Origin of the sequence: Embleya sp. NPDC059237 (assembly GCF_042754105.1) — a bacterium.
Taxonomy (GTDB): Bacteria; Actinomycetota; Actinomycetes; order Streptomycetales; family Streptomycetaceae; genus Embleya.
The window spans coordinates 1,092,410-1,109,418 of sequence record NZ_JBHZAE010000001.1 but is presented as its reverse complement, the minus strand read 5'-3'; the positions used below and the strand labels follow the sequence as shown (position 1 = coordinate 1,109,418).

Here is a 17,009-nt window from a genome sequence, read left to right as displayed (position 1 = left end):
TTATCGACGGGCAATTGGGCATTCGAAAACGAACTCCCACAGATCGGGAATCAGGATTTATAATCCATATACCAACTACTTGGTCGAAATGTCCGTAAGGCACGATGCTCGCCAAGCACGTCTGTGACCTGCTAAAACTCACGCCATGTGCGGTGCTTTGCACCGGACCGACCAGTCGTTTTCGAGCCACGGCGGTGCCGCATCCGCTCCTTCGGCGCCGGTTCTCGAAGCGCCCATTCCTTCTCTCCCCCGGAAGCGCCGTGAAACCCTTGATAAAACCCCTGTCCACACCGTATTTTCGCCCGAAAAGGGCAGCGATCTGGGTGATTACGGCGGCATTGTCCGCCGGTTTGATCACCGCCATGCCGGCCGGCGCCGCATCCACCACTCCGGCCACAAGGGTCGACAAAGAAACTCCCGCCGGCGCGAAATCGGCCCCGGCCAAGCAGGCCGACGACCAAGCCGCGGCAGCCGCCGAAGCCAAGAAGACCGGCCGCCGCGTCGAGGTGGTGTCCCTGCGCACCGAGACGGACGAGGTCTGGGCCAACCCCTCGGGCACGTTCACCTCGGAGCGCGCGTTGAGTCCCGTCCGGGTCTGGCGCGACGGCACACTCGTCAAGGCCGACGACACCCTCGCGGCTCGCAAGGACGGCCGGCTCGCGCCCAGGGCGGCGAGGATCGGGATGTCGTTCTCCGCCGGCGGCAACGGCCCCTTGGCCGAACTCGCCAAGAACGACCGCAGGATCGCCCTCACCTGGCCCGGCACGCTCCCGAAGCCGATCGTCGAGGGCGACTCCGCGACCTACCCCGAGGTCCTGCCCGGCGTGGACCTCAAAGTCGTCGCCAACGTCGACGACTTCGCCCATTACGTCATCATCAAGACCCCCGAGGCCGGCCGGAATCCGGCCCTGGCCACGCTGAAGTTCGGCCTGAAGACCACCGGGCTCGACATCACCAGGGACGAGAGCGGCGAGCTGCGCGCCCTCGACCCGACCGGTCAAGCGGTGTTCACCGCGCCCAAACCGCAGATGTGGGAGGCCGGCGCAAACCCGACGGCCGGCCAGGATCCGGCGGCACGCGCACTCACCGCGGAGGGCCCCACGACGACGGCGCCCACCGACCCCACGGACGGCTACGACCCCGGCGCCAAGCACGCCGACCTCGGCGTCAAGCTCACCGGTCAGACCCTCGAACTGAGCACCGACCAGGCCCTGTTGACCGCGCCCGACACCAAGTTCCCGGTCGTCGTCGACCCGGTCTGGCGCGACGACTGGAAGTTCGCCTGGGCACTCGCCTACAAACACAACGCCATCGCCGGCTCCGCCACCACCAGTTACTGGAACGGCGGCACCATGCAGGAGAAGGTCGGCCGGGTCGGCTGCGCCAAAGACGGCGACCGGGGCGGCGCGGTCGTCTGCGCCAAAACGTTCTTCCAGGTCGGCATGACGGAGCTGTGGGACAAGCAGATCATCAACTCCGTCCTGCGCCTCCAACAGTCCTACGCGGGTGCCTGGAACTGCCGGTCCGGTGAACTCGAGGTCTGGGACACCGGAAGCATCTCCAAGGCGACCACCTGGAACAACCAGCCGAGCTGGGACCGCAGGGTCGGCAGCATCGACGAGTCCTACGGCGGGCGAAACTGCCCGGGCGCCAACGACACCATCGAGATCAACGTGACGTCCGCGATCGACCAGGCGGCACGCAGCCACTGGGGCAGCTGGACGCTCGGCCTGAAGAGCCAGAACGACACGATCGACGTGTCCTGGCGCAAGTTCAAGCCCGACTCGGTCCGGATCAGCACCGAGTACAACACCCCGCCGCAAACGCCGGCCAACCGTGCCACCGACCCCTCGACGCCGTGCACCGGCGGCATCATCGGCCGGACCGACCAGGTTGTGCTCTTCGCGCGCGCCGACGACGCCGAGGACAACAACCTCACCGCCGAATTCCACTACTGGAAGGACGGTTCGACCGACGGTCCCACCAAGGTGTACCGCGACATCTCACGCGGCACCGTGGCCCGGGCCGAGATCCCGGCGAGCGCGCTCGACGGCACCTACCGCTGGGACGTCCGCATCTTCGACGGCCGCGTGTTCAGCCCATGGGCCGGCCAGTGCCTGTTCACCGTCGACGGCAGCCGCCCCGCCGAACTCCCCGGCGTCTCCTCGCCGCAGTTCCCCGCGGGCAATCCCGACCAGGCCGCCCAGGTACGCACCCCCGGTGACTTCACCTTCACCGCCAACGGCGTCGCCGACGTCACCCGCTACCAGTGGTGGACCGAGAGCGATCCCAAGGTCCGGGACGTCCCGGCGACGAGCGTCGGCGGCCCGGCGACCATCTCCTTCACCCCCACCGTCGCCGGCTCGAACTACCTCTACGTACGCAGCCTGGACGCCGCCGGAAACCGCTCCGACGTGCGCAACTACCTCTACTACGCGAAGCGTTCCCCGAACCGGGACAACCCGGGTGACCTCAACGGCGACGGCCACACCGACCTGATGAACATCGACCCGGGCTCGGGCAAGCTGCTCACCCGACCCGGCCAGGGCAACGGCACCTTCGGCGCGACCCTGCCGGTCGCCGGCTCCTTCGCCGACGTGCGCTCGCTCACCCACCGGGGCACCTGGACCGCGGACTACTACGAGGACCTGGTCACCCTGCGCCCGGCGCCGGACGGCCTGCGCAACCGCCTCTACGTCTACCCGGGACGCGGCGACGGCTCCCTGGAGAGTGCCGACAGCCAACGCCGAGAGCTGCGGGTACGCGACCGCGAGACCAACGACCACTGGGCCGACGCCGACCAGATCGTCTCGATCGGCAGCGTCAACGACGACGACGGCAACGGCGTCATCGACGAGGCCGACTACCCGGATCTGCTCGTCAAGACCGGCTCCGCGCTCTGGCTCTACCTGGGCAGCCCGACCGGCTTCATCGACACGCGCGGCGACGCCATCGCCCTGGGCAACGCCGACTGGCAGAACATGACCCTGATGTCCCCGGGCGACCTCAACGGCGACAAGCTGCCGGAGATCTGGTCCCGGGACACCGCCTCGGGCAGGATCCACCAGTACACCAGCCGCGCCAAGCCCGCCCCGGGGCCGGACGGCGACGGCAACCCCACCGCACTCGACCTCACCGTCTACGGCGACCCGGCCGTGCGCGCCGGCGCCATCGGCACCGGCTTCACCGGGACCGCCTACCCGCACCTGACCAGCGACGGCGATCTGGAGAAGGACGGCTTCGCCGACCTCTGGTCACGCGACGGTGAAGGCAGGATCGTCGAATTCCCCGGCCGGGCCCTGTCCAACGGCTCCGCCTTCGGCCCGGCACGGCAACTCGCCCTCGGCAGCACGCCGTGGAGCGAGTGCGAGTCGTTCGAGTCGGCGGCGACCGGGCGGCACGAGTTGTGCGGCCCGGTCCTGGCCAAGTTCCGCGCGGCGGGCGGCGTGGCCACCGGCTATCCCGCCATCGACATGAGCATCGCCCCGGACGGGATCGGCCGCTACGCGCACTTCAAGACGCCGAACCGCCTGGACTGGTCGATCTACTGGCACCCCGCCACCGGCGCCACCCTGATCGGCGGCGGCATCCGTCTCAAGTGGGCGGAACTGGGCTGGGAGACGAGCATCCTCGGCTACCCCACCGCCGACGACACCCTCGTCGGCATCGGCGAGGCATGGTTCAACACCTTCCAGGGCGACGGCGGCTACGGCGCCATCTACTGGACACCCGAGTACGGCACCTGGTCCATCCACGGCAACATCTACACCAAGTACCTCGCGCTCGGCGGCCCCGCCGCACTCGGCTTCCCCACCACCGACGAAAGCGACGTACCCGGCAACACCGGCCGCTACAACCACTTCCGCAAGCTCTCCGACGCCGCCGACTCGGCATCCATCTACTGGAACGGGACCACCAACGAAGCCTGGTCCGTCAAAGGCTGGATCCGGACCCGCTGGTCGCAGCTGAGCTGGGAACAGGGTTGGCTCGGCTATCCCACGTCCGACGAGTTCACCGTCGCCAACGGCGACATCCGGGAGAGCTTCCAGGGCGGCTACGTGCGCTTCAACGCGGTCACCGGCATCACCGCGGAACACCACCCCGACGACCGCACCGCTCACCTGCGCACCGACCTCACCGGCGACTTCAACGGGGACGGGCGCGCCGACATGCTGACCGTCTACGATCACGGCGAGGAGACCAGCGCGCTGTACACCCTGCTCGCCCGGCCCACCGGCGGATACGAACCGCCTCGCAACGCGTGGACGGCGCACCACGGCTGGTTCAGCTACCAACACTCCAAGTGGACCACCGGCGACTTCAACGGGGACGGCAAAACGGACGTCGCCGCCCTCTACGGCTACCCCAACGGCAGCAACCGCCTGTTCACCTTCCTCAGCAAAGCGGACGGCACCTTCACCGAGGGCCTGGACAGTGCGTACGTCGCCGCCGGCAACTGGACCGCGAACAACGCCCGTTTTCTCTCCGGCGACTTCAACGGCGACGGACGCGCCGACACCGCCATGATCTACGACCAGGGCGGCAACTCCATCGGCACCTACACCTGGATCGCCAAACCCGACGGCACCTTCAACGACCCGCTGACCGGCTGGCGCGCCGCCCCCAACACCTGGGACGCGAACTCCGCCAAGTACGTCACCGGCGACTTCAACGGCGACGGACGCGCCGACATCGCCGCCATGTACGGCTGGTCCGACGCCAGCGTCACCCTCCACACCCTGCTCACCGACCCCACCGGCGTATTCACCGCGCCTCTCCAGTCCTGGCGCGCGACGCCGTACAACTGGGACTGGACCCGGGTCAAACTCACCGCCGGCGACTACAACGGCGACGGCAAAGCCGACGTCGCAGCCATGTACCGCTACGACAACGACCGCGCGGCGCTGTTCACCTTCGCCGCCAAGACCGACGGCAGCGGCGGATTCGGCAACGACGTGAAATCCTGGGACACCCCCGAGAACTGGTGGGCGAGCGGCTACGCCGGCCAACCCGTCTCGGGCGACCACGACAACGACGGCCGCGCCGACATCTCGATCATGTACAACTACGGCAACGGCGCCACCACCGCATACGTCTTCAAGGCCCGCCCCGACGGCGGCTTCGACGGATCGTTCCCCGCCTGGCAGACAGCGCCGGGCACCTGGTAGTCGTCGAACCCCCACGAGCGGCCCCCGCCGAACCGCACCACGCGGTCCGGCGGGGGCCGTCGGCGTGGAGATCAGAACCCGCCGCCCGGCGGCGGCTCGATCGGGTCGGCCGGGTCGAAGTCGAAAACCCGTCCGTAGAACCAGAGTTCGGCCTCCAGCGCGCGGATGATGTTCTCCGCCCGACGGAACCCGTGTTGTTCGCCCTCGAACGCCAGGTAGACGTAGGGGAGCTTCTTCTCCCTCAGGGCCGCCACGATCATCTCGGCCTGCGCCGGTGGCACCACCTCGTCCTCCAGACCCTGGAAGACCGCCAGCGGGCTGGACAGGCGATCGGTGTGGTTGATCGGCGAACGGTCCCGGTACACCGCCTCGGCCTCCGGATACGGGCCGACCAGGCGGTCCAGGTAGCGCGACTCGAACTTGTGCGTGTGCCGGGCCAGCGCCGCGATGTCGGCGACGCCGAAGTGGCTGGCGCCGGCGGTGAAGACGTCGTTGCCCACCAGCGCGGCCAGCGTGGTGTACCCGCCCGCCGAACCGCCCCGGATGGCCAGCTTCGTGCCGTCCACGACACCCGTGTCCGCCAGGTGCCGGGCCACCGCCGTGCAGTCCTCGACGTCGACGATGCCCCACGAGTCGTACAGCAGGTTGCGGTACTCCCGGCCGTATCCCGTACTGCCGCCGTAGTTCACGTCGGCCACCGCGAACCCGCGGCTGGTCCAGTACTGGATCCGCAGGTTGAGCACCGCCGGCGCCTGCGCGGTCGGGCCGCCGTGGATGGAGACGATCAGCGGCGGCAACGTGCCGGCGGGCGCCTGCGCATTCGGGTTCTTCGGCAGGTACAACAGCGCGTGTGCGGTACGCCCGGCCGGCGAGTCGAACTCGATCGGCCGCGGCGGGCTGAACCACCGGGCGTCGAAGCCGAAGTCCCGGGCCGGACGCAACCGTTCGATCTGGAGCGCGGTACCCCCGGTGGGCGCGAGCCGGACCCGGCGCGGCGCATCCTCGTCGTCCGGACCGCCCCCGATCACCAGCACCCCGCCGGACACCGCGGCCAGGTCGGACAACCAGGTCAGCCCGGTCTCCACCCGCGTCGGCGCCTCCTCCGGACGGGTCGGATCGAGCACGCCCAGGTGCACGAAACCGCCCGCGTTGACCGTGCAGGCGATCCGGCCGTCGTCGAGGAAGGCGTAGTACCGCTCGCCGAACACCCACTGCGGGCCGCCGATCTCGGCCTCGACCGGCGCCACCGCCTCCACCTGACCACCCGCGCCGACCCGGTACAGGTTCCACCACCCGGTGCGGTCCGACGCGAACCACAACGCCCCGTCGGGACCCCACTCGGGCTGCACCACCGACTCGCGCCCACCACCCGCGACCGCCTGCGCGCCGGTCGTGCGCGGTCCCGCCTCGATCGCGGCCACCATCAACTCCGCCGCGTCCCACGGCATGTCCGGGTGCGACCACTGGGTCCAGGCCAGCGCCGAGCCGTCGGCGGCCGGTCGCGGCGAGGAGACGAAGTCCGGCCCGGTGACCAGGACCCGCGCCGGCTGCGTACCGTCCAGCGGCAGGGCGACGATCTCGTTGACCGCCTCGCCGTGCGCCTCGATCGCGGCCGGCTCGTGACTCTCGCGCACCGCGACCAGCCACTCCCCCGCCCCCCACTGCCCCGCGGGCACGACGGTGAAGTCCGCATAGCGCAGCCCCGCCGGCTCCCGCGGCTCGGCGGTGATCGCCACCGGCGTGTCGTCGCCGGGCCCCAGCCGGTACAACCGCTGGTCGGTCCAGTTCGCGAAGACCAGCACGCCGGCCCGCACCGTCCAGGCCGCGCCGCCGTACTCGTGCACCCGGGTCCGCGCCGAGAAACCCTCCGGCAGCACGTCCTCCGGCGCCCCGCCCGGACGCAGGCGCACCAATTGCACGCGCCCGCCCTCCGTCGGCCGCGCCTCGGCCCACCACACCTCTTCCCCGTCGGCCCGGATCTCCCCGGGACTCGCCGCCCCCTCCACCAACCGCTCGGCCGTGATCGGCGAGGGCCAGGAACCGTATGCCTGCGTCTGTTCCGCGTTCATGTCGGCACTCATCCCACGATCCTCGCCGTCCCACGCCGGGAAAGCACCCGGCGACCCCCGGGAAAACCCCGGAAAACCCGGTCGACCCCGGCCGGGTGCAGGCGGGATCATGTGCGTATGACGACAGATCTCGACATTCGCGGCGTGCCGATACCCGCCGCCGAGCTGTCGTGGCGGTTCTCCCGTTCCTCCGGCCCCGGCGGACAGTCGGTGAACACCACGGACAGCCGCGCCGAGGTGTCCTTCGACCTGGGCGCCACCACCGCGCTGCCCGACGTCCTCAAGCAGCGCGCGCTGCGCCGCCTGGAGGGGCGTCTGGTCGACGGCGTGCTCACCGTGGCCTCGTCCGAGCAGCGCTCGCAACTGATGAACCGACAAACCGCCGCCCGGCGGCTGGCCGACATTCTGGTCGAGGCCACGGCACCGCCCCCGCCGCCCCGGCGACCGACCAAACCCACGCGCGGCATGCGCGAGCGCCGGCTGCGCAACAAGCACCATCGCAGTGAGATCAAACGACTGCGCCGCTCGACCGGAGACTGATCCCGGGTCCGAACAGGCTCCGAAGCGGACCCAAAGTCGAGATGAAGCGTCGCTTACCGAAGCATTACGGATCACACCCGGAAAACCGGCGCATGAGCACGATTCGCCATCGCAGACTTCGAACGCCGGCCAGTGCCGCGTACCGCAGCGAACGAAGCGAAGGACTCCGGGATGCCCTCCCCCGCACGTGCGCCACACCCACCGCGACCCACGCTCCCTCCCGTCGCGTACCACTCGTGGAGTCATCCGTGACCGCCGTCGGGCGGGCCCGTGCCCGCGCTCGGTACGAGCGGCGCACCTCGACGAACCACCACCGCGAGCCCGAACCCGAACACCCGCCCGGGCCGGTGTTCGTGCGCTGGACCATCGCACCCACCGTCGCGGGCGTACCGGAGGTCCGGCACCGCCTGCGCGACCTGTTACACGGCTGGGGGGTCGCCGAGGAGCTGACCGACACCCTGCTTCTGATCGCCACCGAACTGACGTCCAACGCGGTGCGCCACGCGGCGATCCGCACCGACCGGATCCGGATCACCGCGGCCCACGGCGGCGCCGAGATCCGCCTCGAGGTCGCCGACGGACACCCCTTCCGCCCGCACGCGCTCCTGGAGACGGGGCCGGAGTCCGAGGACGGGCGCGGTCTGATGATCGTGAAACTGATGGTGGCCGAACTCGGCGGCCGAATCGACGTGGTGCCCTGCGGCGCCGGCAAGAGCATCCGGGTCACCCTGGACACGGACGCTCACGCCTAGGCGCGCGCGACGGCTCAGTGGAAGGCGTCCAGGCCGGTCAGCGCCTTGCCGATCACCAGCGTGTGCATCTCGGAGGTGCCCTCGTAGGTCAACACGGATTCCAGGTTGTTCATGTGCCGGATCACCGGATACTCCAGCGAGATGCCGTTCGCGCCCAGGATGGTGCGCGCGCTGCGGGCGATCGCGATCGCCTCGCGGACGTTGTTGAGCTTGCCGAAACTGATCTGCTCGGGCCGTACCCCGCCCGCGTCCTTGCGCCGCCCCAGGTGCAGCGCGAGCAACTGCGCCTTGCCGATCTCCACCGCCATGTCCGCCAACTTGGCCTGGGTCAGCTGGAACGCGCCGATCGGCCGGCCGAACTGCTCCCGGGTGCGGGCGTAGTCCAGCGCCGACTCGAAGCAGGAGCGCGCCGCGCCGACCGATCCCCACACGATGCCGTAGCGGGCCTCGCCCAGACAGCTCAGCGGACCGCGCAGGCCCACCACGTCGGGCAATACCGCGTCGGCCGGCAACCGCACGTCGTCCAGCGTCAACTCGCTGGTGATCGAGGCCCGCAGGGACATCTTGTTCCGGATGTCGACGGCCGCGAACCCGGGGGTGTCGGTGGGCACCACAAAACCGCGCACGCCCTCCTCGGTGCGCGCCCAGATCACCGCGACCTCGGCCACCGAACCGTTGGTGATCCACATCTTGCGCCCGTTGAGCACCCAGTCGTCGCCGTCGCGCTTGGCGTGGGTACGCATCGACGCCGGGTCCGAGCCGTGGTCGGGCTCGGTCAGGCCGAAGCAGCCGAGTGCCTCGCCGGCGGCCATCCGGGGCAGCCAGGTCTGCCGGTGCTCCTCACTCCCGAAGCGGTGGATCGCGTACATCGCCAGCGACCCCTGCACCGACACCAGCGAACGCAGCCCCGAGTCGCACGCCTCCAACTCCAGACAGGCCAGGCCGTACTGCACGGCGCTGGTGGCAGCGCAGCCGTAACCGTCCAGGGTCATCCCGAGCACCCCGATGCCGCCGAGGCCGCGCGCCAGTTCGCGCACCGACGGCAGTTCGCCGCGCTCGAACCAGTCCGCCACGTAGGGCGTGACGTGGTCGGCGCAGAACCGCCGCACGGTGTCCCGGATCGCCCGGTCCTCGGCATCGAGCAGGTCGTCGATGCCGAGCGGGTCGGCCGGGTCGAACGCGGGTGCCTTGGCCATGCGGGTGCCTCCTGGGCTGTTCGGGAGACCCGAGCGGTGTCGGACGGGCCTCGATAGATTGCCCCGAACATAGATCCGGAACACGGGAGAGCACCACCATGACCGAGCCGCCGCCCGAACCGCATCCCCTCTTCGCGGGGGCGACGGGGCCGAACGACGAGACGCCCGAGGAGCGCCGTCGCCGACTCGAACAGGAAGAGGAGGACCGCCGCCGGCGCGAACGGCGCGAGGACCTCGCGGAGGGCGCCGGCGAGAGCCTGGGCGACCTGCCCGGAGGCGGCGGCGGGGGTGACGGCGGAGGCGGCTCCGGCGGCGGGGGCGGGGGCGGGGGCTGCTTCGGTCGAGGCGGAGGCGACCGCAGCCGCGACAGCCGCGACGGCAACGGCGGTTGCTTCGGCGGAGGAGGCGGAGGAGGCGGAGGCGGCGGCGGTCGCGGCGGCAGCGGCGGGGGCGACGGCTGCGGCGGCTGCGACCCCTGCCTGCTCAACCTGCTCTCGCTCCGCCTGATGTGGATCACGCTCACGAGCCTGCTCCGCCCGCGCGCAGGCGCCCCCGCCCGCCGCCTCGGTGCCGCCGTCGACCGCTACCGCACCGAGATCAGCCCGAAGACCGCGCCGTGTTGTACCTTCACGCCCACGTGTTCGACCTACGGCAAACGGGCGCTGCACCGCCACGGCGCGCTTCGCGGTACGTACCTGACCGCCCGCCGACTGCTGCGCTGCCGGCCCGGCAACGGCGGATTCGACCCGGTACCGCCCGCACGGCCGGCTCGGCGACCGCGCTGACCGGTGGTCGGGGCGGGCTCGCGCCCGCCCCGACCCGGGGTCACTTCTTCGGCGACGGCGAGCGGCGCATCTCCTTGTGGATCAGCTTCCACTCCCGGGCGCGTTCGGCCCGGATGCGGTGGTCCTCGCGCGAGGCCATCCACCGGGCCTCCCGGAGCAGCTTGCGATAGCTGTCCAGGCGGCGCTGCGGGAGTTCACCCGACTCGATCGCGGCGAGCACCGCACACCCCGGTTCGCTGTCGTGCGTGCAGTCGGTGAACCGGCAGTCGGCCACCAGCGCGTCGATGTCGGAGAAGGTGCGATCCAGCCCCTCGCCGACGTCGTACATGCCCACCCCGCGCATTCCGGGGGTGTCCACGAGCACGCCGCCGTTGGGCAGCGGTACCAACTCGCGCCAGGTGGTGGTGTGTCGGCCCTTGCCGTCGCCGCGCACCGCCTGGACCGCGGTCACCTCGGTGCCCGCGAGCGCGTTGGTGAGGGTGGACTTGCCCGCGCCGGAGGTGCCGATCAGAGCGACCGTCTGCCCGGCGGTGTAGGCGTCCAGGACGTCCAGGCCCTCGCCGGTGACGGCGCTGGCGACGACCACGTCGACGCCCATCGCGACCGCCTCGACGTCCGCACGCAGATCGTCGGCGTCGGCCGCGAGGTCGGCCTTGGTGAGGATGACCAGCGGCCGGGCGCCGCTCTCCCAGGCGAGGGTGAGCAAGCGCTCCAACCGACCGAGGTCGGGGGGCGTGTCCAGCGGGACGACGGCGCCGATCAGGTCGACGTTGACCGCGAGGACCTGACCCGCCGAGCGCCCGGACGCCTGCGAGCGCACCAGGGATGTGCGCCGGGTCAACAGCGCCGCGACGAACGGCTCGCGACCGTCGTCGGGAGTTTCCAGGACCGCCCAGTCGCCGGTGCAGGGCAGGTCGCCGCCGCCGTGCGCGGCACGCACGGTGCCGTCGGCGGTGACCACCTCGCACAGCGAGCGGTCCACCCGGGCGATCCGGCCCGGGATCAGGCCGTGCCCGCGGTAGGGGGCGAATTCGGTGTCGCGCTCCGCATCCCAGCCGTAGCCGGCGAGCACGTCGGAGGGCGGGAGGGAGGAAGAAGAGGAAGAGGTGGAACGGGGGTGCTGCTGGGAAGACAAGCCGGTGGCCCTTCGAGGGGCGGATCCGCCGACCTGCGTGCCGTCACGACGAACGACGTGGCGCGACTACGCGGTGCGGACCCTGAGGATGGGGGTGGGGTATGAGGTCCAGCCCGTCCGGGCGACCGTCATCAAGGTCGTGGTCACGACATCCACCTCCCACCTGTCTCGTGCGGCTCTGGGCCGCGCTCCGGGCACCGCTTCTCACGGCCCGCGGACCGCTCGGAAAATCCTAGGTCATCACGGGCGCTCGCGTCGAGCGTGTTCCTGCTCGCCGAGCACCGGTCGGGTCGGGCGCGGCGGCCACGCGGTGTCGTCCAGCGGCAGGCCCGGCAACTCCTGGCCGGCGGGCATGTGCAGGCTGGGCGGCTGACCGTTGGTGGGCGGCGGCCCCGGTGGGCGGGGCGGGCGGGACGGCATGCGGTTCTGCGGCTCGGCCGCGCGCCGGGCGCCGTTGGCCCGGCCGTTGACCGTGCCCGCGTCGCCGCGCTTGGCGTCGCGGGCGTGGATCGCCCAGCGTTCGGGGAACTCCGACGGCGGCTCGCCGAGGTCGGGGAGTTCGCCGTGGATGACGGTGTCCTCCATCTCGTCGTGCTCGCCCGCGGGCGTCCAGTCGCCGGGGGTGCCCCGATGCCGCCCCGAGCGCAGGTGCTCCATCGCGGCGGCGATCTCCTCGGCGGCCTTCTCCTTGTCCCGCTCCGCGCGAGCCTGCGCGGTCTCCTGGCTCGGCCACACCTGGTCGATCGCGGCGTTGACGGCGGCGCCGATCAATACCGCCATGGCGGCGAAGTACATCCACACCATCACCGCGACCGGGGCCGCGAGCGAGCCGTAGACGGTGGGCCCGTCGATGGTGGTGGCCAGGTATACCCGGAGCAGGAAGCTGCCGACGATGCACAGCAGCAGTGCGACCAGCGCACCCGGTATGTCCTCGCGCCACGGCGTCCGCACCGGTACCGACACATGGTAGAGCGAGGTCAGGAAGCAGACCGAGAGCACCACCAGGACCGGCCAATAAAGGATGTGCACCGTTCCCTCGAAGTGCGGGAACGCCTTGACCACCAACTCCGGGCCGGCCACCAGCAGCGGGATCAGGAACATGCCGAGCAGCAGCCCGACCACATAGAGGGTGAAGGACAACAGGCGGGTGCGCACGATGCCGCGCTTGCCGGACAGGCCGTACATGATCGTGATGGTGTCGACGTAGACGTTGAGCGCGCGCGAGCCGGACCACAGCGCGATCAGGAAGCCGGCCGAGATGATGTCCGCGCGGCCGGAGTCGAAGACGTCGTTGACCAGCGGGACGACCACCTGGTCGATGCTCTTGTCGGAGAGCACCGATCCGGAGGCCTTGATGATGTCGGCCTTGAGGTCGTTGACGGTGCTGCCGCCGATCAGCCCGTGCAGGTAGCCGACGGTGCCGGCCAGACCGAGCAGCAGCGGGGGCAGGGACAGCAGCATGAAGAACCCGGCCTCGGCGGCGAGGCCGGTCACCCGGTGGTTGAAGCAGGAGATCACCGTTTCGCGGAGTATCCGCCACAGTGCGCTCCGCAACCGGATGCGACCGGCCCCTCGCAGGCGAGGTCGTTGTTGGTAGTCCGCTGCCACCCCTTTAAGGTATCCGGCCCGGGGCCCGCCATTCGCCAAGTCGTCGTCCGGGTGAACCACCCCCGGTGCGGGGTGTCGCGCCGGACCGCCGCGCGGACCGGTCCGCGCTGGTCAGCGACTCGGGATCAGCACCCCGGAAAGCCGGCTGAGCACCCTGGCCGCGGTCCGCAGTTCCTCGGCCGGGAGGTCGGCGAAAGCGCTCTCCCAGCTCTCCCGGAACAGCGCGTCGAGCCGGTACAGCTCGCGCCGCCCGGCCGGGGTGAGCCGAGCCACCGAGCCGCCCCGCCCGCGCCCGGCCCGCACCGCCTCGACCAGGCCCTCGCGCCCGTGTACGTCCAGCAGGTCGCGCACCGCGGCCGGGGCCAACCCGAGCACCCGGCCCAGCCGCTCGTTGTCCAGGTCGAGTTCGTCGGCGAGCGTCGCGAGCAGGCGATAGCGAGCGGCGTCGGCGTCGACCGGATCGGCCCGCCCGGCGCGGTCGGCGCGGATCGCGGACAGGAAGCCGTTGAGCGCGTAGCGCAGCGTCTCGACCGCCTCCTCGCGCCGCGGCTCGGGCCGCTCGGCGGCGGGCGCGGCGCCGGCCTCGACCACACAAACGGAGCGCGTTCTGCGCCGAGGCACACCCAGAATCTCGCCTGGCATACCGATCAGCTCCTCGTCCACTGTGGTGCGTGGGTCGTGATACCGCCCGGGGGTGCGTGATCCGACCACCCGTACCGTAACCAACCGCGGCGACGATCCATGCCGCGGCCGACCGCGAAAGATCATCTCATCCCACATTATGGGCATGCGTGTTCGACATATGAGATGGCTGTTCGCATCCCGGACACCGATGGACGGGTATCTGGCTCCATGTCAATCTTTGCGACATGTCTCGCGCCGGTATTGCTCTCGTAGGTCGACTCCACGTCGACCTCGGACGCATGTCCAGCGCCGTCTGTTCGCCGGTCTGACGACCCGCCCGCCGCATCAGCCTGCCGGGCGCGCGGTCGCACCGGCACCACGACTCTCACGGCCGGTCCGGCGAGGGTGCGGCCGGATGCTCCCCCGTGCGTCCCCCACCGATCCGCCCGGAGGACGCTCCCCATGGCCGCCACTACCGACACCGCCGGCAGCGGTCCCCGCGCCCGCAAGACCGCTCGCCATCGCGGCGAGGGTCAGTGGGCCCTCGGCCATCGCGAACCGCTCAACGGGAACGAGCAGTTCAAGAAGGACGACGACGGTCTCAACGTGCGAGCCCGCATCGAGAACGTCTACGCCCACCGGGGCTTCGCCTCGATCGATCCCAACGACCTGCGCGGACGCATGCGGTGGTGGGGCCTGTACACGCAGCGCAAGCCCGGGATCGACGGCGGCAAGACCGGCGTGCTCGAACCGCACGAGCTGGACGACGAATACTTCATGCTGCGCGTGCGGGTCGACGGCGGCCGGCTGAACCTGGCCCAACTGCGCGCCATCGCGGAGGTCTCCGAGCGGTTCGCGCGCGGCACGGCCGACATCACCGACCGGCAGAACGTGCAGTTCCACTGGATCCGGATCGAGGACGTCCCGGAGATCTGGCGGATCCTGGAGGGCGTCGGCCTGTCCACGACCGAGGCGTGCGGCGACACCCCGCGCGTGGTGCTCGGCTCCCCGGTGGCGGGCATCGCCGAGGAAGAGATCATCGACGGCACCTGGGCCATCGACGAGATCAACCGGCTCTACATCGGCAAGCCCGAATATTCCAACCTGCCGCGCAAGTTCAAGACCGCCATCTCCGGATCGCCGCTGCTCGACGTCGCGCACGAGATCAACGACGTCTCCTTCGTGGGTGTCGTGCACCCCGAGTTCGGTCCGGGCTTCGACGTCTGGGTCGGCGGGGGGCTGTCCACCAACCCCAAGCTCGCGGTCCGACTGGGCGCCTGGGTGCCGCTGGAGGAGGTGCCGCAGGTCTGGGAGGGCGTCATCTCGATCTTCCGCGACTACGGCTACCGCCGGCTGCGCAACCGCGCTCGACTGAAGTTCCTGGTCGCCGACTGGGGGCCGGAGCGCTTCCGCGAGGTGCTGGAGAGCGAATACCTGGAGCGCAAGCTGATCGACGGCCCCGCGCCGGACGCGCCCGCGCAGGTGTGGCGCGACCACGTCGGCGTGCGTGCGCAAAAGGGCGGCGGCTTCTACGTCGGCTTCGCCCCGCGCGTGGGCCGGGTGGACGGCGCCACGCTGGGCAAGATCGCCGACTTGGCCGAGCGACACGGGTCGGACCGGGTGCGCACCACGGTCGAGCAGAAGATGCTCATCCTGGACGTCGCCGAGGACAAGGTGGCCTCGCTCAAGGAGGGCTTGGAGGCGCTGGGCCTGCGGGTGGACCCGAGCCCCTTCCGGCGCGGCACGATGGCCTGCACGGGCATCGAGTTCTGCAAGCTGGCGATCGTGGAGACCAAGGGCCGCGGGATCACCCTGATCGACGAACTGGAGCAGCGGCTCCCGGAGTTCGACCAGCCGATCACGATCAACATCAACGGCTGCCCGAACGCCTGCGCGCGCATCCAGGTCGCCGACTTCGGCCTCAAGGGCCAGTTGGTCCTGGACGAGAACGGCGAGCAGGTCGAGGGCTACCAGGTGCACCTGGGCGGCGGCCTGGGCCTCGACCCCGGCTTCGGCCGCAAGATCCGCGGCCTCAAGGTGACCTCGGCCGGGCTGGCCGACTACATCGAGCGGGTGCTGCGTCGCTTCGAGGAACAGCGCGGCGAGGGCGAGCGCTTCGCCCAGTGGGCCGTGCGCGCGACCGACACGGACCTGTCGTGAGCGCCGCCGGCGGTGCCGAGCCGGGCCAACGGGCCGTGCCGTTCTACTGCCCCTTCTGCGGCGACGAGGACCTGCGCCCGCACGAGGAGGGGCACGGCACCTGGTTGTGCTCGGCCTGCCGGCGGGCGTTCTCGCTGAAGTTCCTCGGCCTGGTCTTCCCGACACGGCACAGCCCCGATCGGCATGGCGACGGGACGCCGGGCCCCGACGGGCCCGGCACCGAGCCCCTCGCCGGCCACGCGCACCAGTCGATCGCACAGAAGGAGGGCCGATGACCGTCACCGAGAGCACCGACCTCGAAGCGCTCGCCGGCCGGGCGGCGCTCGAACTGGAGGACGCGACCGCCTCCGAGATCCTGGCCTGGACGCACGAGCAGTTCGGCCCGGCCTGGTGCGTGACCTCCTCGATGGAGGACGCCGTGGTGGCGCACCTGGCCTCGAAGGTCGCCCCCGGGGTGGACGTGGTCTTCCTCGACACCGGCTACCACTTCCCCGAGACCATCGGCACGCGCGATGCGGTCGACGCGGTCTACGACGTGAACGTGATCACCGTGCACCCGGAGCTGACCGTCGTCGAGCAGGACGCGAAGTACGGCCCCGCGCTGCACGATCGTGATCCCGACGCGTGTTGCGCGATGCGCAAGGTGGCGCCGCTGGAGCGGGCGTTGACCGACTACCGCGCGTGGGCCACGGGCCTGCGCCGGGACGACTCGCCGAGCCGGGCGAACACCCCGGTCGTCTCCTGGGACGCGCGCCGGCGCAAGGTCAAGGTCGCCCCGATCGCGCGCTGGACGCAGGATGACGTGGAGGCGTACATCGCCGAACACGGCGTGCTGACCAACCCGCTCCTGATGGACGGCTACGCCTCGATCGGCTGCGCGCCCTGCACCCGCCGGGTCGCCCCCGGCGAGGACGCCCGCGCCGGCCGCTGGGCCGGCCTGGGCAAGACCGAGTGCGGGATCCACGCATGATC

General features: G+C 70.9%; 12 protein-coding genes and 1 pseudogene. 8 read left to right on the top strand and 5 right to left on the bottom strand.

Features of this window, described 5'->3' with window-relative positions; translation table 11 throughout:
• The first annotated feature begins 323 nt into the window (after nt 1–323).
• Complete coding sequence (locus ACFXKZ_RS04895) at nt 324–5,168, top strand: FG-GAP-like repeat-containing protein (protein WP_379996429.1); 4,845 nt, start codon at nt 324–326, stop codon at nt 5,166–5,168.
• Nucleotides 5,169–5,239: 71 nt separating this feature from the next.
• Here the strand turns inward: ACFXKZ_RS04895 and ACFXKZ_RS04890 are convergent, their stop codons facing one another.
• Nucleotides 5,240–7,249 (bottom strand): S9 family peptidase, encoded by a 2,010-nt coding sequence (locus ACFXKZ_RS04890; RefSeq protein WP_379996427.1) that lies wholly within the window; start codon nt 7,247–7,249, stop codon nt 5,240–5,242.
• A 105-nt stretch (nt 7,250–7,354) separates the two neighbouring features.
• On the opposite strand from ACFXKZ_RS04890, the gene arfB reads away from it, so the two are divergent.
• On the top strand, nt 7,355–7,777 hold the full coding sequence (gene arfB, locus ACFXKZ_RS04885) for an alternative ribosome rescue aminoacyl-tRNA hydrolase ArfB (protein WP_379996425.1): 423 nt from the start codon (nt 7,355–7,357) through the stop codon (nt 7,775–7,777).
• 248 nt (nt 7,778–8,025) lie between these two features.
• Nucleotides 8,026–8,529 carry an ATP-binding protein gene (locus ACFXKZ_RS04880; RefSeq protein ID WP_379996423.1) on the top strand — a complete coding sequence of 168 codons (504 nt, stop codon included), beginning with the start codon at nt 8,026–8,028 and terminating at the stop codon, nt 8,527–8,529.
• A 14-nt stretch (nt 8,530–8,543) separates the two neighbouring features.
• Here ACFXKZ_RS04880 and ACFXKZ_RS04875 read toward each other — a convergent pair whose 3' ends face one another.
• On the bottom strand, nt 8,544–9,725 hold the full coding sequence (locus ACFXKZ_RS04875; RefSeq protein WP_379996421.1) for an acyl-CoA dehydrogenase family protein: 1,182 nt from the start codon (nt 9,723–9,725) through the stop codon (nt 8,544–8,546).
• Nucleotides 9,726–9,823: 98 nt separating this feature from the next.
• On the opposite strand from ACFXKZ_RS04875, the gene yidD reads away from it, so the two are divergent.
• A complete protein-coding gene (gene yidD, locus ACFXKZ_RS04870) occupies nt 9,824–10,510 on the top strand; it encodes a membrane protein insertion efficiency factor YidD (protein WP_379996419.1) in 687 nt (228 codons plus the stop codon).
• A gap of 40 nt (nt 10,511–10,550) precedes the next feature.
• On the opposite strand, the gene rsgA is transcribed toward yidD, so the two are convergent.
• From rsgA to ACFXKZ_RS04855, 3 genes are all read right to left on the bottom strand, one after another.
• Nucleotides 10,551–11,645: a ribosome small subunit-dependent GTPase A gene (rsgA, locus tag ACFXKZ_RS04865; protein ID WP_379996417.1), complete on the bottom strand. Its 1,095-nt coding sequence runs from the start codon at nt 11,643–11,645 to the stop codon at nt 10,551–10,553.
• A 240-nt stretch (nt 11,646–11,885) separates the two neighbouring features.
• On the bottom strand, nt 11,886–13,253 hold the full coding sequence (locus tag ACFXKZ_RS04860; protein WP_379996415.1) for a YihY/virulence factor BrkB family protein: 1,368 nt from the start codon (nt 13,251–13,253) through the stop codon (nt 11,886–11,888).
• Nucleotides 13,254–13,364: 111 nt separating this feature from the next.
• Nucleotides 13,365–13,895 carry a MarR family winged helix-turn-helix transcriptional regulator gene (locus ACFXKZ_RS04855; RefSeq protein WP_379996413.1) on the bottom strand — a complete coding sequence of 177 codons (531 nt, stop codon included), beginning with the start codon at nt 13,893–13,895 and terminating at the stop codon, nt 13,365–13,367.
• 227 nt (nt 13,896–14,122) lie between these two features.
• On the opposite strand from ACFXKZ_RS04855, the gene ACFXKZ_RS04850 reads away from it, so the two are divergent.
• The 4 genes and pseudogenes from ACFXKZ_RS04850 (at nt 14,123) to ACFXKZ_RS04835 (ending at nt 17,007) form a co-directional block, all read left to right on the top strand.
• Nucleotides 14,123–14,206, top strand: coding sequence for a putative leader peptide (locus ACFXKZ_RS04850; RefSeq protein ID WP_355541009.1), 84 nt, complete (start codon nt 14,123–14,125; stop codon nt 14,204–14,206).
• A gap of 133 nt (nt 14,207–14,339) precedes the next feature.
• Nucleotides 14,340–16,037, top strand: a complete 1,698-nt coding sequence (locus tag ACFXKZ_RS04845) for a nitrite/sulfite reductase (RefSeq protein WP_379996411.1) — start codon at nt 14,340–14,342, stop codon at nt 16,035–16,037.
• Nucleotides 16,034–16,234, top strand: a pseudogene (locus ACFXKZ_RS04840) (hypothetical protein); the annotation flags it as partial. The gene ACFXKZ_RS04845 and the pseudogene ACFXKZ_RS04840, both read left to right, overlap by 4 nt.
• A 74-nt stretch (nt 16,235–16,308) precedes the next feature.
• The gene (locus tag ACFXKZ_RS04835; RefSeq protein WP_379996409.1) at nt 16,309–17,007 is read left to right on the top strand and encodes a phosphoadenylyl-sulfate reductase; all 699 of its coding nucleotides are present in this window, start codon (nt 16,309–16,311) and stop codon (nt 17,005–17,007) included.
• Nucleotides 17,008–17,009: the final 2 nt, after the last annotated feature.

Bases quoted from the DNA above. Each gene is read 5' to 3' on its own strand.
- ACFXKZ_RS04855 (WP_379996413.1), bottom strand. From the start codon at position 13,895: ATGCCAGGCGAGATTCTGGGTGTGCCTCGGCGCAGAACGCGCTCCGTT.
- yidD (WP_379996419.1), top strand. From the start codon at position 9,824: ATGACCGAGCCGCCGCCCGAACCGCATCCCCTCTTCGCGGGGGCGACG.
- ACFXKZ_RS04835 (WP_379996409.1), top strand. From the start codon at position 16,309: ATGACCGTCACCGAGAGCACCGACCTCGAAGCGCTCGCCGGCCGGGCG.
- ACFXKZ_RS04845 (WP_379996411.1), top strand. From the start codon at position 14,340: ATGGCCGCCACTACCGACACCGCCGGCAGCGGTCCCCGCGCCCGCAAG.
- ACFXKZ_RS04890 (WP_379996427.1), bottom strand. From the start codon at position 7,249: ATGAGTGCCGACATGAACGCGGAACAGACGCAGGCATACGGTTCCTGG.
- ACFXKZ_RS04875 (WP_379996421.1), bottom strand. From the start codon at position 9,725: ATGGCCAAGGCACCCGCGTTCGACCCGGCCGACCCGCTCGGCATCGAC.
- ACFXKZ_RS04850 (WP_355541009.1), top strand. From the start codon at position 14,123: ATGTCTCGCGCCGGTATTGCTCTCGTAGGTCGACTCCACGTCGACCTC.
- arfB (WP_379996425.1), top strand. From the start codon at position 7,355: ATGACGACAGATCTCGACATTCGCGGCGTGCCGATACCCGCCGCCGAG.